The sequence below is a fragment of the Enterococcus sp. DIV1682a genome (assembly GCF_051711005.1).
GTDB classification, from domain to species: Bacteria; Bacillota; Bacilli; order Lactobacillales; family Enterococcaceae; genus Enterococcus_B; species Enterococcus_B hirae.
Genome location: NZ_JBIOLT010000001.1, coordinates 835,202 through 849,811 on the forward strand (window position 1 = coordinate 835,202; position 14,610 = coordinate 849,811).

Sequence of the window (14,610 nt, forward strand, 5' to 3'; positions counted from 1 at the left end):
AATGAATGAATTTGTAAAAAACTTTCCACAAGCTTGGCAAGAAAAATGGCAGGAAAAGGGATTTCAAACACCCTCTCTGATCCAGCAGGCTGTTTTTCAACCGCTTAAAGAAAAAGAATCAATTATTGGTATTTCACCAACCGGCTCAGGCAAAACATTAGCTTATCTTTTACCTTTGCTGCTGAATGTCCCTAAAGAGGGGGGAAGTACTTTACTAATCCTTGTTTCTTCGCAAGAATTAGCAATTCAAGTCGCAGAAGTGGCTCGTGAGTGGTCAAAAGGATTGGCATTAAAAGTCCAATCACTTGTGGGCGGAGCTAACGTCAAAAGGCAGATCGAAGGTTTGAAAAAACGACCTGAAGTCTTAGTAGGGACTCCTGGACGGGTGCTGGAATTGATGAAGACCAAAAAATTAAAAGCTCATCAGTTGCAAACGATTGTTTTTGATGAAGCAGATCAATTGTTTGATGAGGGGAATCGTTCATTAGTGGAACAAATTTTGCGACAAGCCCCTGTGGACTATCAATTAGTATTCTTCTCAGCAACAGCTGATCGCTCAATCAGTAAAATTGAAGAAATCACAAAGTCTTCCATCCCAGTTGTTGATGTCACAAAAGACGATGACTCTAGAAAAGGTCAGCAACATTACTATTTAAGGATACCACCTCGTAAAAAAGAAGAGTATTTGAGACGGCTTGCTTATGTCACAGATTTTCATGGACTAGTCTTTTTCAACCAACTCAATGAATTAGGGACAATGGAAGAAAAATTACAATTTCGTGGTGTTTCAGTTGGCAGCTTAGCTTCCGATCAAAATAAATTGTTACGTAAAGCAGCACTTGATCAATTCAAGAATAAAAAAATCACGATGTTGTTCACGACTGACGTAGCAGCCAGAGGATTAGATATCGAACAATTACCTTATGTTGTGAATGCCGAAATTCCCTTAACGGAAGAAGCTTATCTGCATCGTTCAGGGCGAACCGGACGGATGGGGAAAGACGGAACCGTGATCACGTTTGTGCAAGATCATACAGTTAAAGAGTTGAAAAAATTAACACGTCATATGGCGATTGATATGGAAGAGATTTTTCTTCATGGTGGACAATTAGTCAAAGAATTGCCACAAAAAGAACTCTCACAAAAAGAAGAAGTCAATGACAAAAACACAAAAAAAACTGCTCCATTTGGTCCTTCGAAAAAAGAACAAGTTGAAAAAAATAGTACGCCAAAGAAAAAGCTTAAAAACAAACAAAAAAAGCAGAAAAATAAAGGAGCAAGGCGCAAATAAGCGCCTTTTTGTGTTATTATATTGAAAACGCAATCAGCGTTATTTGAGGATAGTGGGGGATTGTATGAACGAAAGACAAGAAGAAATATTGGATCTATTGCATGAGAAACAGCAAGGATTGACGGCAAGTGATGTGGCAAAACATCTAAAAATCGATCGAAGTAATGCAAGTCGATATCTCAGCGATCTCTATAAAGACCGCTATATTATCAAAAGTTCCGGCAGACCAGTCGTCTATTCATTGCCTCCGCAAAAAACAGCCTCTGACAAAGTTCACGTTGATGCATCGACCCAAGTGACGTTTGATACACTAGTTGGTGAAAATGATTCTTTGAAAGTAAGCATCCAACAAGCTAAGGCAGCCATATTATATCCTCCTCGAGGATTGCATACAATCATTTTTGGTGAGACAGGAACGGGTAAATCGATGTTTGCAGAATGTATGTATCATTTTGCGATTGATTCTGAAATGCTCTCAGAAGATGCACCTTTTGTTTCATTTAACTGTGCGGATTATGCGCAGAATCCACAGTTACTGTTTGGACATATTTTTGGAATCAAAAAAGGAGCTTATACTGGGGCATCGCAAGATAGTCAAGGGTTGATTGCGAAAGCGAATGGTGGGATCTTGTTTCTTGATGAAATTCATCGTTTACCACCAGAAGGACAAGAAATGTTGTTTACTTTTATTGATAAAGGGGTCTATCGTCCGTTGGGAGAAAGCGCCCACGTCCATGAAGCATCTGTTCAGATCATTGGAGCAACCACCGAGTCATCCGAAAGTTTTTTGACAACCTTTAATCGCCGAATTCCTATGGCAATCACATTACCAAATCTGGCTTCTCGTTCATTAGATGAACGTTATGAAATCATTTCTTTATTTATCAAACAAGAAGCCAATCGTTTGAATCAACGTATTGATATCGAAAAAGAAGCCATTTTGGCATTTATGCTTTATGATGCAGAAGGAAATATCGGACAAGTCAAGCGTGATTTGAAATTAGTGTGTGCGAAGTCATTTTTACATTATCGGACACATAATGAAGAAAAACTGATTATTCGTAAAGAAGAACTGTCTCTCCAAGTACAAAAAGGGTTGTTGAAAATCAAAGAAGTACCTGAACGTTTGGATCGCTTTATGGATAGTAAGAGTCAATACCTGACTTTTGAGCCTGGTTTTGCTGATGTTGTTTGGTCACAAGATCCAGAACGAAACATGCAGGTCTATAATGATATCGAAGAAAAAATGCTTTCTTTATCAGAAACGGGTGTCGAAAGTATTGATTTAGAAACTTTGATCTCGAAAGATGTGGATGCTTATTTCCAAACTTATGTCAAAGAGTTGACAAAGAGTACGATTCCAAAAGATCTGTTGCCAGATGACATTTGGCGGTTAACCAACGAGTTATACGATGTTGCAGAAGCTAGGTTGGATCGAATCTACAATGAAAAAGCTCGATTTGCCTTTGCCCTTCATTTGCAAAGTACATTGGATCGGGTCAAAGAAGGACACATGATTGTTCATCCTGATCTCAACAACGTACGCAAAAATTTTAAAAAGGAATTTCAAGTAGCCATTGATTTATCTACGATCATTGAAGAAGAACAACAAATTGAAATTCCGTTTGACGAAATTGGTTTTATCAGTATGTTTCTTTCCATTAATCTTGGCGAAAGTGAACCAGTAAAAGAAAATAAAGTTGAGGTCTTAGTTTTGATGCACGGCAGACAAACCGCCTCAAGTATGTTGGAAATGGCGCAAGAATTATTAGGAACGAAATTAGGTACAGCATTTAATATGCCGTTAGCCATGGAAGTCCAAACGATGTATGAAGAAGTGCTGGCTTATGTTCAAAATCGTCAGGCAAGTCTGACGAATGGATTGATCTTACTGACGGATATGGGTTCTTTAAATACCTTTGGTGACTTGATTTTTGAAGAGACTGGAATCAAAACGAAAGCAATTACAATGAGTAGTACGATGATCGTGATTGAGGCATTACGGATGGCGAATGTTGGGCGGAGCTTGGAAGATATCTATCAAAGTATCCAGATTTCCTTTGAAACGATCGTCAAGGACCAATTCAAAGAAGAACAAACTGAAACCTATGAACGTAAAAAAGCGGTGATCGTTACTTGTTTTACTGGGGAAGGTGTAGCAGCTAAATTATACCAGCGGATTGTTCCTGTAATCGACCAAAAAAAGGTCGAAGTGATCCAAATGCAGTTTTTAGAACGAGAATCATTTAAGCGACACATTGATGCATTATTAGAAGAATATGAGATCAAAGCCATTGCGGGCACGGTAGATGTGGATTACCAAAATATTCCGTTTTTCTCAGCGTATGATGTCTTCAACGATGAGAAATTGAATATGCTCAAGCGGATCGCTGATGATGAAGTTCCAACTGCCAAAATCGTTGATTCATTAAAAGATTCTTTAAATTCGATTTCTTCGGTAGAGCTTTTGATCCATTCTTTACAAAAAAACATCCAGCAAATCCAAACGGATCTCTCAATTATAGTAGAGCCAGGAGTAGACATTGGGATCGTGATTCATTTAGCCTTTTTACTGGATGGACTGATCAAGCATGAGAAGACCCGAGAATTTGAGAATCTGTCTACTTTCTCAAAAATTTATCGTTTAGAAATGGACATCGTTCGAACGAATCTTATTGGATTGGAACGGAAATATCAGGTGAATATCCCAGAAAATGAGATTGCCTTCTTAACGCAAATGTTTATTGAAAATAAAATTAAAAAATAAAACACACTAATCTATTTTTTTACACAGATAACACCAGTGTGCGCACAGAAAAGAAGGACCAAAGGCTATGAAAACGCTATTTTGGTTCTTTTTTTGTTTGGCATGCTTCTTGCATTATAAAAATGTGTAAAACAAATTAAAAGGAGTGGAGAAAATGGCGAAAAAAACGATTATGTTAGTATGCTCTGCGGGGATGAGTACAAGTTTGCTAGTTACGAAAATGCAAAAAGCTGCAGAAGAAAAAGGAATGGAGGCAGATATTTTTGCTGTTTCAGCTTCAGACGCTGATAATAATCTTGAAGCAAAAAATGTCGATGTCTTACTTTTAGGACCTCAAGTCCGGTTTATGAAAGCTCAATTTGAGCAAAAATTAGCACCGAAAGGGATTCCGCTAGATGTAATCAATATGCAAGATTACGGCATGATGAATGGTGCAAAAGTACTAGAACAAGCCGAAAATTTGATGCAATAAATCTATAGGAAATGGAGGAAAAAATGTGGAAGATCAACAAAATCTCGAAGCCATCATGGGACTCATCATGTTTGGTGGTAATGCCAAGAGCGATGCAATGGAAGCGATTTCTGCGGCTAAAAAAGGTAATTTCGAGTTAGCGGATCAAAAAATAATGGATGCAAAGGAATCATTAGTCCAAGCCCATCATTCACAGACGCAAATGTTGACACAAGAAGCACAAGGAAACCATGTTCAGGTCACGTTATTGACCGTACACAGTCAAGACCATTTAATGACGTCGATTGCTTTTACTGATTTAGCAGAAGAACTTATTGAACTTTACCGAAGAATCAATGTCGAATAAAGACAGATGAACGAAAATAGAACCTTCTTTTTTGAACGGAAGAAGAAAAAATTTTGAACGGATTTTTTAATTTGGTATGAGGAAGCAATTCTTTATATAAACAACTTATAGGAGGATATAAAAATGAACGGATTAACAAGTTGGATGGAGAAATACATCCTTCCGGTTGCCGCAAAAATTGGCGCGCAGAAACATTTAGTTGCTTTGCGTGACGCTTTTATCGGTACTTTACCTGCAACAATGGCGGGATCAGTCGCTGTAATGATCAATGCAATTATTCGAGATTTACCACAGCAATTTAATAGTACGTATGCAGATAGTTTAGCAGCGGACAAAGGAATTTTTGCAGTATTAAATGTTATTATTGGAATTAATGGATTTGTATGGAATGGAACTTTAGCAATTGCCGGCTTGATTTTTGCCTTTTCTTGGGGATACAATCTTGCGAGAGCTTATGGGGTCAATGACCTAGCCGGAGGGATCGTTGGTCTGGCAACTTTGATCCAAGGAATTTCTTTTGGACCTTCATTGTCAGCCGCTTTGAACGTGAATGTTCCTCAAAATATCGTTGATGCCATCAATGGAACGGAATTAGGGGCAACGATTGCGGATGGAAATTTATCTGTTGGTCTTTGGGGTTGGCTAAAACTTGATCATTTAAATGGAAACTCTTATTTCACAGTCATGATCATGGGTGCTATTTCTGTCATTATTTTCTGTAAATTAATGTTAGCCAACATTACGATCAAAATGCCAGATTCTGTACCACCAGCAGTATCGAAGGCTTTTGCCGCAATTCTGCCAGCAACGATCGCTTTATATGTCATTGCTATTATTAATTATATCGTTGGTCGTATCGCTGACGGACAATTGATCATTGATTTAGTTCAAAAATATATCGCTGAACCTTTCTTGGGATTATCTCAAGGGATCGGTGCTGTATTGATCGTTACGGTCTTTGTTCAGATCTTCTGGTTCTTTGGTATTCATGGACCAAACGTATTAGCTCCAGTTTTAGAAGGAATTTGGGGTCAAGCACAATTGATCAATATCGATATTTTCCAAAAAGGTTACAATGGAAAAACAGGAACACCTGCAGTCTTAGATGCAATTGAAGATGGTAAGGCTTATATGTGGGTTCGTGGATCCTTTGATGCCTTCGCTTGGTTCGGGGGTTCTGGTGGTACGATCGTTCTATTGATTGCTATTTTACTCCTTTCTAAACGTGCTGATTATTTAACAGTTGCTAAATTGTCGATCGGACCTGGTATTTTCAACATCAATGAACCAGTTATGTTTGGTTTACCGATTGTATTGAACGCTATCATGTTCATCCCATTCTTATTAGCACCTGTTGTTGCAACAGCTATAGGTTGGGGAGCAACTTACTTTGGTTTGGTCGCCCCAGTATCGCAGTCAGTCGTGTGGGTTGTTCCACCATTCTTACTCTCGTTCCTAGCTACCGGAGCAGACTGGCGTGCGCCAATCGTGACATTAGTATGTATGATCGTGACTTTCTTGATCTGGGCACCGTTCGTTATCTCAGCGAATAAGATGGATCCAGCAGCAGGCGAACAATAAAAATCAATGAGCAGAAGCATTTTTTGCTTCTGCTCTCTAAACAATAATCTAGGAGGAACTAAAATGATTTCAATCGCAAGTGCCATGCAACAAGATGCTATCAAAGAGTTATTAGAAGGTTACAATGAAGATGGCTTTTCATATACATTTAAAGAAAAACAAGGGATCAAATTGTTTTTTGAGACGAGCGCACAAGATAAAGAAGCAGCAGCACAAAAAGCAAAAGCATTAATCAAAGCACAACCATGGGGCACTGTTTTATATTTTCAAGCAACAGCAGTTTAACTGGTTGTAAGATAGGAAGGGTTCAAAATGATGAAAAACGGCTTATTTTTATGTAGTATTGGTTCACTGATCGTATTGTATTGTTTAAATCCTAGTTCGCAAAACTATGATTTGTATAGTATGGCTACAGGACTATTTCTGGCAGGTTTAGGTATACATTTCTTTTTAAAAGGGAAAAAAAGAGAAGAAGCAAAGGGGAAAAATAGCTAATGGAAATCGTTAAAACTTTAAATATTCCAGCATCCTTTTTCTATGATAAAGTGATGGACTCTGTCCTTTTTGATGTACGTAAAGCGACTGGAAAATCGGTTACTCGTAAACAACTTAAAAACCTTGAATACGTCAAACAATTCTCACAAAATAGCCGCGCTCGCATCAAGATCGAGGAAGTTATTGAAAATCAGTCGTATAAATTTCGAACATCTACCACAAAAAATGATTATGTCGTCCATTATCAAATCAAAGCGTTAGATGATAAAACCTGCGAAGTACGTTATACGGAACAAATGCAATCATATGGGATGCTACAAAAATTGAATGATATGATTTTAGGAACGATGTTGATGTATTTTAAAAAACGTCGCTTCAAAAAAATGTTAGTAATGATCGAAGAAACTTACTAGTAAAAAACTAATTGTGACAAGAAGCAGTTGATTCAGCTAAATAGTGATTTATTGAAATAACATTTTTATTTTGATAAAGTGACTATGGTTGGATCACTGAACTTGACACAATTTTTTATTGTTTTTGATGGAAGGGGTAACAAAAATGGCAAATGAAGTAAAAGAACTTGGTGTTGCTTATCAAGAAGCGATGTTTGAACTAGCAACCTATGCATTTAATGCGCAGGATACACCTGCAAGACGTGAACGATTCAAACTGATCGTTGAAAATTCATGGAATTATGGTTTTTTTGACGAGGAAGAGCAACTCACTAGCCAAGTAATGGCGACGCCTTTTTCTGTTGAATTTTATGGACAACAGTATTTAATGGCAGGAATCGGTTATGTAGCATCTTATCCTGAAGCTAGGGGACAAGGCGGGATCAATCAAATCATGGAAAAAATCTTAAAAGATTGCCGTGAAAGAAAAGTAAGTCTTTCTTATCTTGCTCCATTTTCTTACCCATTTTATCGTCGCTACGGTTATGAGCAATTGTTTGATAAAATCAATTATCAATTGGATAGTCGAGATGTACCGAACGTGAAAAAGACGGCTGGCAAAATGAAACGAGTGACTTTTGAACAAGCAAAAGAAGTCATAGAAATGATTTATAAACAAATGCCAGCAAATCAACGTGGTGGATTAAGTAGAGAAGACTGGTGGTATACTTATAAGTTTAAGCAAAAGACAGATAATCATTATGCGCTGTATTACGATGAATCTGGTCAAGCAGCGGGATATGTGGTTTACCAGTTAACGGCACCAACATTTGTAGTAGTGGAATGGGGCTATTTGAGTCATGAAGCCTTTCAAGGATTAGTGAGGTTTGTTAGTTCCCATAGTGGGGCGTTTGCTTCTTTTGACTATGCTTGTGGTTATTCAGGTAGTGATCAAAATTATTTGCTTAAAAATCCTTTTGCACAAATGACGATCACGCCATATATGATGGGCAGAATTGTTGATCTTGAGTTGTTTTTGAAAGACTATCCTTTCAAAAAACAAGCGCTCACTTTTGCTTTAGAAGTAACAGATGATCCTTACGCACAGTGGAATGAAGGGATCTTTGAGATCACTGTATCAAATGCAGAGGTGAAAATTGAAAAAGTAACAGAAACAAAATTACCAACCATCAGTGGAACTATTCAACGCATGACTCAATTATTAATGGGGTATCGTCAGATGGAAGAACTTGTTTTTTACAATCACATCCAATTGTCAACTGAAGCTCTATTAGAAATGGCGCCATGCTTTCCAAGTCAGCAACCTATTCTAAATGATTATTTTTAAAATGAACGTAAAATGTTTGTTGCTCAACGCATATAACGCCCTCCAAGGTTTTCGACGAATTCTTGGAGGGCGTTATCGTATAAAAAGCTATTTTGAAATTTTTTCGATATCATTCTGAAAATCAGATTGCTTTTTTGCCACTGATTTATCTCATTTCTCTACAGCAAATCTTCTTTTTTAGTAAACTTGAATTTGCGACTTTCTTTTTTCTGAGGTTTTTCATCTTCATGCTGTTTAATGGCTTCTTTTGATAGTTGTTCTCGTTCTTGTTTAGAAGCATCAAAGCGTTCAGCATATACTTCTTCTTTTGGTTTGTCTTTCATAAATAAAACCTCCCTCATCACTTGTTGGATAATTCTATTTTATCACTCGTCAAAAGCTAGTGGAAACGTTTTGCTTAGGAAGAAAAATGATTTTTCTAAGAGAAGCTTGCATGTGCTTCTTAAACAAGCTAAAATAATATTATTGAGAACTTGTTCCTGTAGCTCAGTAGGATAGAGCAATCGCCTCCTAAGCGATAGGTCGCTGGTTCAATTCCAGTCAGGAACGTTAAAAACCTGTAACCGTTGTGGTTCAGGTTTTTTTTGTTTATGTGGGACCAAGATAGTTTTCTACGCTACATTCGATTTTTCTGGTGAGTGAAAGACAGCTTTTCTAAATTTTTTTGATAAAGGAAAGGTAAACATACAAATAAGCAATAATAACTGGCTCAAAGTGATGATAGTTAAGCAAACTGTTTGGTATTTGACCAGTAAATAAAAATGGATGCCTAATTCGATAATATTAATCAAGATAAGGTACAAGTAGTATTGTTTCTTTATTTTACATTGATAAATACAGTAGAAACTGAACCGATAATCTAAACAAACCAAAAATAGCAAAATGAATTTGTGGATTGTTGTGAGCAGGTCATGTTGATTAGCTAAACGATGAAAAAACAATAACGCAGTTGGCAGAGGGATATAAAGCGTTAATAGTAAGACAAAAAAATAAACAATAAAAGGCATACTATCTCTCCATCATTTTTTCTAATTTTTAATAATAAATGTTGTTTTTGTCAATCTTATCAAAAAATAGAAAATGTATTAATAGAATTTCGTGATAAATAGTATAAATAATTTTTATAAAAAACTTGAACAACAGGATCAAAAAATCGCTTATTCGACCATCTTTCAGTGAGTAGCAGGGAAAAGTGTTGTCTGTAATAGAAATAATCATCACAAAAAAGAGAAGAAGTCTGTAGTACCCCAAAAAGTTAGACCAAAAATCTAACTTTTGGAGGTCGTTTAAGATTTCTCCTCTTTTTTTATATCGTTTTATCAGACTAAGCCCAGTCACCATTTCTAAATACTGGAACAGTAGATCCGTCTTCACGGATACCGTCAATATTCATTTGGTCAGAACCAACCATAAAATCAACATGGGTTTGGCTGCGGTTAAGACCAGCTTGCGCAAGTTCTTCATCGGTCATTTCAGTACCACCTTCGACACTAAAGGCATACGCAGATCCTAGAGCTAAGTGATTCGACGCGTTTTCGTCAAATAGAGTATTGTAAAAGATAATACCCGATTGAGAAATTGGCGAAGGATCGGGAACGAGTGCTACTTCTCCTAATGAGCGTGCGCCTTCATCAGTGTTGAGCAAGGTTTCCAATACTTCTTGACCTTGTTCAGCAGAAAAATCAATGACTTTTCCAGCTTCAAAAGTAAACTTCATCCCTGAGATGATCGTACCTGCATAGCTCAATGGTTTTGTACTAGAGATATAACCATCAATCCGTCGGTAATCAGGTGCAGTAAACACTTCTTCAGTAGGCATATTTGCCATGAATTTTTCTCCACGGGAGTTGTAACTTCCTGCGCCTTCCCAAAGATGATTTTTTGGTAGGCCAATGACGATATCTGTGCCAGGGGCAGTATAGTGCAGGGCAGTAAACTGTTCTTGATTTAATTCATCGGCTTTTTTTGCTAATTTTTCATCATGTTCTTTCCAAGCCTGTACAGGATCTTCTTCGTAAATACGAGTTGTTTTAAAAATTTGATCCCATAACGCATCCAGTTGTTCTTCTTCTGGTAAATCTGGGAAAACTTTAGCTGCCCATTGTTTACCAGCCGCAGCGACTACAGTCCAGCTTACTTTATTTGCTTGGGTCGCTTTTCTTAGATTCATCATTGCTTTGCCAGCGGCAGTTTGATACGTAGCGATTCGTTTTCCATCTACGCCACCAAAAGCATCTGGATCGGCAGATACAACACTGATTCGGCTAGCACCTTTAGCGATCCAATCATCAGTCTGATCAATTTTATATTGTGGAACAGTTTCAAGACGGTCTTGTGCAGCGTAAGAAAGAAATTCTTTTTGGATCACGTCGTCCGTCCATTGTACGATCACTTCAGCTGCACCTAAACGATAGGCTTCTTTGGTGATCAAGCGAGCTAATGGGGCTTGATCGACGTTGATTTGTAAAACAACTGTATGGTCTTTTTCGACGTTTACGCCGGTTTCAACAATTAATCGTGCATATTTTTCGAGGTTCTCATTAAAATTTTCTAACATAATCCATTTCCTCCTAATGTTTCATCCAATAGCTATTTGTATGATAACATTTAATTCTTTTAGAGACAATCTGCCAGAATCGTAAAATAAAAAAATGGGTGTTCTTCTAAATGATGTCTAAAATTTATAAAATTGATTGTTTTTAAAGTAATTTTTTAAAAATAAAAAAACAAGTTGTGCATAACAAAATAATCATGTTACAATTAAATTAATCAATGGTGGAAGCGTTATAAATAATTTCAAGGAGATTAAAAAATTATGGCAAGAAAAAAGACGATCACAAAAGATCAGATTTTGGCAGCCGCTTTTGAAGTGGCTACCACAGAAGGATTTTCAAAATTTACGGCAAGGAATATTGCAAATAAAATGAATTGTTCGACTCAACCGATTTATCTTGAGTTCAAAAACATGGATGATCTGAAGCAAGCCTTATTTGCTCAGATTTACGAGTACTTGAAGCATGAAGTGTTCCCAGTTGTACATACAGGAAATACCATTATCGATTTAGCTGTAAACTATATTGATTTTGCCAATCGAGAGAAAAAATTATACAGTTCTCTGTACTTAGAAGAATATGGTGGGGGAAGGGAGATGCAAAACTTCTCTTATAATTATTTTGTCGAGACGGTCAAGAAAGATCCAGAGTATGCTGATCTATCTGCGGAACAAATTGAGTCTTTGCATAACACAATTTGGATCATCGCTACAGGATTAGCGGCACTGATGTCTTCAAGTATCATTCATCCGACCAAGGAACAAATTGAAAAAATGATCCAAGATAGCATCAATGCGACGCTAAATACGAAAGAAACGATCCAAGTGAATTAAAAAAACTACTTGAAGTATTTCTCGAAAGTCTTTCTCAAACATACACATTGATTTTTTGAAATTAAAAAAGCTTCTAAAAACATGATAAAAAGAACGTGTGATGCTAACTCTCTCCAGCATCACACGTTCTTTTTATCAAATAATTGAAGTTTTGCCAAAAGTTCTCAGCTGTGAGCTGACTGCTTTGGCCTATAATTTTGAAACAAGCGCCTTAGCAAATGCTTCGAGTTTTTCGATGTCTTCTTCTTCAGCGTTTAAATCAACTTTAACATTTTCTGTTCCTTTGACTGCTCCTGTTTTCGCAAAGGCAGCATCGAAGTCATCTACGGACTTACAAAATTCATCATAAAAAGTGTCTCCAGAACCACAAACGCCATAGATTTTTCCAGACAAGTCAAGTTCTTGTAAATCTTCATATAAGTCTACGATCTCATCTGGTAAGTCACCATCATCGTATGTATAAGTTGCGACGACACAAATATCTGCATCCTCAAATTCATCTGCATCCACTTGAGTACACTCATTGATTTCAACATCAATATCTAAATTTTCAAAAGCTTCTGCTACGATATCAGCAATTTCTTCTGTATTGCCAGTCATACTTGCGTAAACGATTTTTGCTAAAGCCATGGGTTGCCTCCTACTTATTGATATATGATCCTCTAACATTTACAGATTATACCAAAACCTTTACTAAAAGAAAACAAGTCATGTGAAGAGAATCTGATTTGGCGAACGACCGGACACTATGGTAAAATGAGGAAGATTTGTAAAAAGGAGACGAAAATATGATTACATTGAAATCAGCACGAGAAATTGAAACAATGGCTGAGTCTGGCGCGTTGTTAGCGGATGTACATAAAAATCTGCGAGATTTTATCAAACCAGGCGTGACGAGTTGGGATATTGAAGTTTTTGTTCGTAACTATATTGAAAGCCATGGTGGGATTGCGGCTCAAATTGGATTTGAAGGCTATGAGTATGCGACTTGTATTAGCATCAATGACGAAATTTGTCATGGATTTCCACGTAAAAAACCGCTGAAAAATGGCGATTTAGTGAAAGTGGATATGTGTATCGATTTAAAAGGCGGCATATCTGATTCTTGTTGGGCTTATGTAGTGGGAGAGTCAACACCGGAAATTGCCCGCTTGATGGAAGTGACAAAAAAAGCTTTGTATCTGGGAATCGAACAAGCGCAAGTTGGGAACCGAATTGGCGACATTGGTCATGCTATCCAAACTTATGTTGAAAGTGAAAACTTAGCGGTTGTCCGTGACTTTATTGGGCATGGTGTGGGTCCAACGATCCATGAAGAACCTGCTGTCCCTCATTATGGTGAAGCAGGAAAAGGTCTACGGTTAAAAGAAGGGATGGTTATTACCATTGAGCCAATGGTTAATACTGGAACTTGGAAAATGAAAATGGATCCAAATGGCTGGACTGCTTATACAAGAGATGGTGGCTTGTCTTGCCAATATGAACATACACTGGCAATTACGAAAGATGGACCAAGAATCTTAACTTCTCAAGGTGAAGAAGGTACGTATTGAGAAGCTAGATCAATAAGGAGAATTTGATGAAATTATTAGGGAAAATAAAGCAAAACGAAAATTTAATGCGTTTTATTGCAACAACAAAAAAACGGATCACTGATTCAGAAATGGGTACCACGTCAGTTGTTGTGGCGTATTATTTATTATTGTCTTTATTTCCCCTAATTATTGCGTTTGGTAATATTTTGCCATTTCTAAAAATCGATCAAGAGACAGTATTGACTTATGTGCGGCAAATCATCCCTGAGACGGTCTATCAGTTTATCGGTCCTGCAATTCGAAATTTGTTAACGCAAAGTTCCGGTGGCTTGTTGTCGTTATCTGCTTTAGCTGCTTTGTGGTCTGCCAGTCAAAGTATCAACGCTTTACAAATTGCCATGAATAAGGCTTATGGTGTAGAAAATAGAAAGAATTTTTTGATCGTCCGTTTCTTTTCATTAGTAGTGATTTTACTTTTCATGATTGCGATTAGTGGAGTAACGATTTTTTTAGGACTGGGTCAAATGATACTTGAAGCGCTCCAACCGATTTTTAATTTTTCTGGCAATGTGATTATCCAGTTCCAAACTTTGAAATGGCCGATTACCTTAGTTGTCTTATTTATCATTATGTTTTTGATTTATGTGATAGTACCGAATGCGCAATTAAAACTAAAAGCAGTGATTCCGGGAACGATTTTTGCTACTGTCGGCTGGATGTTGCTATCTCAGGTGTTTGGAATCTACGCAAAATACTTTGCAACAAGAGTCAGTGGATACCAAATCATCGGGAGTTTCATCGTCTTGATGCTATGGCTCAATTTTGCTGCTACAATCATTATATTTGGCGGAATCATCAATGCTGTTGTGCAAGAATACATAACAGGTAACGAAATCAAGAAAAGACGAGTTTCTACAAATAAATGGTGGATTCGTTTCAAAAATAAATTTTCTCATAAAAAAAAATAGAACTGCGAGTTTTTATTGCTTGAGTGTTTT

The 14,610-nt window shown here is 37.1% G+C and carries 16 protein-coding genes and 1 tRNA gene; 13 read left to right on the plus strand and 4 right to left on the minus strand.

The genetic code is table 11. From position 1 onward, the window contains the following. Nucleotide 1: 1 nt before the first annotated feature. The 9 genes from IGJ23_RS03920 (at nt 2) to IGJ23_RS03960 (ending at nt 8,692) form a co-directional block, all read left to right on the plus strand. Entirely contained in the window at nt 2-1,291 is a 1,290-nt protein-coding gene (locus IGJ23_RS03920; RefSeq protein ID WP_438774633.1) for a DEAD/DEAH box helicase, read from the plus strand. Nucleotides 1,292-1,355: 64 nt separating this feature from the next. Then, nucleotides 1,356-4,058, plus strand: a complete 2,703-nt coding sequence (locus IGJ23_RS03925; protein ID WP_034867831.1) for a sigma 54-interacting transcriptional regulator — start codon at nt 1,356-1,358, stop codon at nt 4,056-4,058. A gap of 154 nt (nt 4,059-4,212) precedes the next feature. Then, nucleotides 4,213-4,530 carry a PTS sugar transporter subunit IIB gene (locus IGJ23_RS03930; RefSeq protein ID WP_010719763.1) on the plus strand — a complete coding sequence of 106 codons (318 nt, stop codon included), beginning with the start codon at nt 4,213-4,215 and terminating at the stop codon, nt 4,528-4,530. A 25-nt stretch (nt 4,531-4,555) separates the two neighbouring features. Beyond that, on the plus strand, nt 4,556-4,876 hold the full coding sequence (locus IGJ23_RS03935; protein ID WP_010719762.1) for a PTS lactose/cellobiose transporter subunit IIA: 321 nt from the start codon (nt 4,556-4,558) through the stop codon (nt 4,874-4,876). Between the two features lie 123 nt (nt 4,877-4,999). Next, on the plus strand, nt 5,000-6,457 hold the full coding sequence (locus IGJ23_RS03940; RefSeq protein WP_034698839.1) for a PTS sugar transporter subunit IIC: 1,458 nt from the start codon (nt 5,000-5,002) through the stop codon (nt 6,455-6,457). 63 nt (nt 6,458-6,520) lie between these two features. Further along, nucleotides 6,521-6,742, plus strand: a complete 222-nt coding sequence (locus IGJ23_RS03945; protein ID WP_010719760.1) for a hypothetical protein — start codon at nt 6,521-6,523, stop codon at nt 6,740-6,742. 27 nt (nt 6,743-6,769) lie between these two features. Continuing rightward, nucleotides 6,770-6,952 (plus strand): DUF3188 domain-containing protein, encoded by a 183-nt coding sequence (locus IGJ23_RS03950; protein ID WP_010719759.1) that lies wholly within the window; start codon nt 6,770-6,772, stop codon nt 6,950-6,952. After that, nucleotides 6,952-7,365, plus strand: coding sequence for a DUF3284 domain-containing protein (locus IGJ23_RS03955; protein WP_010719758.1), 414 nt, complete (start codon nt 6,952-6,954; stop codon nt 7,363-7,365). Before IGJ23_RS03950 ends, IGJ23_RS03955 begins: the two co-directional genes overlap by 1 nt. A 145-nt stretch (nt 7,366-7,510) precedes the next feature. After that, nucleotides 7,511-8,692, plus strand: coding sequence for a GNAT family N-acetyltransferase (locus IGJ23_RS03960; protein WP_010719757.1), 1,182 nt, complete (start codon nt 7,511-7,513; stop codon nt 8,690-8,692). Nucleotides 8,693-8,850: 158 nt separating this feature from the next. On the opposite strand, the gene IGJ23_RS03965 is transcribed toward IGJ23_RS03960, so the two are convergent. After that, nucleotides 8,851-9,015, minus strand: a complete 165-nt coding sequence (locus IGJ23_RS03965) for a hypothetical protein (RefSeq protein WP_010719756.1) — start codon at nt 9,013-9,015, stop codon at nt 8,851-8,853. Nucleotides 9,016-9,167: 152 nt separating this feature from the next. Between IGJ23_RS03965 and IGJ23_RS03970 the strand changes: the two genes are divergently transcribed. Then, nucleotides 9,168-9,241: transfer RNA gene (locus tag IGJ23_RS03970), tRNA-Arg, on the plus strand. Between the two features lie 62 nt (nt 9,242-9,303). Here IGJ23_RS03970 and IGJ23_RS03975 read toward each other — a convergent pair. Together IGJ23_RS03975 and IGJ23_RS03980 are read right to left on the minus strand one after the other, a co-directional pair. Then, nucleotides 9,304-9,699 carry a hypothetical protein gene (locus IGJ23_RS03975; protein ID WP_034867835.1) on the minus strand — a complete coding sequence of 132 codons (396 nt, stop codon included), beginning with the start codon at nt 9,697-9,699 and terminating at the stop codon, nt 9,304-9,306. A gap of 317 nt (nt 9,700-10,016) precedes the next feature. Then, nucleotides 10,017-11,249, minus strand: coding sequence for an aminopeptidase (locus tag IGJ23_RS03980; RefSeq protein WP_010719754.1), 1,233 nt, complete (start codon nt 11,247-11,249; stop codon nt 10,017-10,019). Nucleotides 11,250-11,507: 258 nt separating this feature from the next. Between IGJ23_RS03980 and IGJ23_RS03985 the strand changes: the two genes are divergently transcribed. Further along, nucleotides 11,508-12,077 carry a TetR/AcrR family transcriptional regulator gene (locus tag IGJ23_RS03985; protein ID WP_010738183.1) on the plus strand — a complete coding sequence of 190 codons (570 nt, stop codon included), beginning with the start codon at nt 11,508-11,510 and terminating at the stop codon, nt 12,075-12,077. A gap of 189 nt (nt 12,078-12,266) precedes the next feature. On the opposite strand, the gene IGJ23_RS03990 is transcribed toward IGJ23_RS03985, so the two are convergent. Then, complete coding sequence (locus IGJ23_RS03990) at nt 12,267-12,707, minus strand: flavodoxin (RefSeq protein ID WP_010719752.1); 441 nt, start codon at nt 12,705-12,707, stop codon at nt 12,267-12,269. Between the two features lie 158 nt (nt 12,708-12,865). Between IGJ23_RS03990 and map the strand changes: the two genes are divergently transcribed. Both map and IGJ23_RS04000 read left to right on the plus strand, forming a co-directional pair. Next, complete coding sequence (gene map, locus IGJ23_RS03995; RefSeq protein ID WP_438774634.1) at nt 12,866-13,630, plus strand: type I methionyl aminopeptidase; 765 nt, start codon at nt 12,866-12,868, stop codon at nt 13,628-13,630. Between the two features lie 26 nt (nt 13,631-13,656). Continuing rightward, a complete protein-coding gene (locus tag IGJ23_RS04000) occupies nt 13,657-14,580 on the plus strand; it encodes a YihY/virulence factor BrkB family protein (protein ID WP_010719750.1) in 924 nt (307 codons plus the stop codon). Nucleotides 14,581-14,610 lie beyond the last annotated feature (30 nt).

Bases quoted from the DNA above. Each gene is read 5' to 3' on its own strand.
- IGJ23_RS03920 (WP_438774633.1), top strand. From the start codon at position 2: ATGAATGAATTTGTAAAAAACTTTCCACAAGCTTGGCAAGAAAAATGG.
- IGJ23_RS03925 (WP_034867831.1), top strand. From the start codon at position 1,356: ATGAACGAAAGACAAGAAGAAATATTGGATCTATTGCATGAGAAACAG.
- IGJ23_RS03930 (WP_010719763.1), top strand. From the start codon at position 4,213: ATGGCGAAAAAAACGATTATGTTAGTATGCTCTGCGGGGATGAGTACA.
- IGJ23_RS03940 (WP_034698839.1), top strand. From the start codon at position 5,000: ATGAACGGATTAACAAGTTGGATGGAGAAATACATCCTTCCGGTTGCC.
- IGJ23_RS03945 (WP_010719760.1), top strand. From the start codon at position 6,521: ATGATTTCAATCGCAAGTGCCATGCAACAAGATGCTATCAAAGAGTTA.
- IGJ23_RS03950 (WP_010719759.1), top strand. From the start codon at position 6,770: ATGATGAAAAACGGCTTATTTTTATGTAGTATTGGTTCACTGATCGTA.
- IGJ23_RS03955 (WP_010719758.1), top strand. From the start codon at position 6,952: ATGGAAATCGTTAAAACTTTAAATATTCCAGCATCCTTTTTCTATGAT.
- IGJ23_RS03960 (WP_010719757.1), top strand. From the start codon at position 7,511: ATGGCAAATGAAGTAAAAGAACTTGGTGTTGCTTATCAAGAAGCGATG.
- IGJ23_RS03965 (WP_010719756.1), bottom strand. From the start codon at position 9,015: ATGAAAGACAAACCAAAAGAAGAAGTATATGCTGAACGCTTTGATGCT.
- IGJ23_RS03975 (WP_034867835.1), bottom strand. From the start codon at position 9,699: ATGCCTTTTATTGTTTATTTTTTTGTCTTACTATTAACGCTTTATATC.
- IGJ23_RS03980 (WP_010719754.1), bottom strand. From the start codon at position 11,249: ATGTTAGAAAATTTTAATGAGAACCTCGAAAAATATGCACGATTAATT.
- IGJ23_RS03985 (WP_010738183.1), top strand. From the start codon at position 11,508: ATGGCAAGAAAAAAGACGATCACAAAAGATCAGATTTTGGCAGCCGCT.
- IGJ23_RS03990 (WP_010719752.1), bottom strand. From the start codon at position 12,707: ATGGCTTTAGCAAAAATCGTTTACGCAAGTATGACTGGCAATACAGAA.
- map (WP_438774634.1), top strand. From the start codon at position 12,866: ATGATTACATTGAAATCAGCACGAGAAATTGAAACAATGGCTGAGTCT.
- IGJ23_RS04000 (WP_010719750.1), top strand. From the start codon at position 13,657: ATGAAATTATTAGGGAAAATAAAGCAAAACGAAAATTTAATGCGTTTT.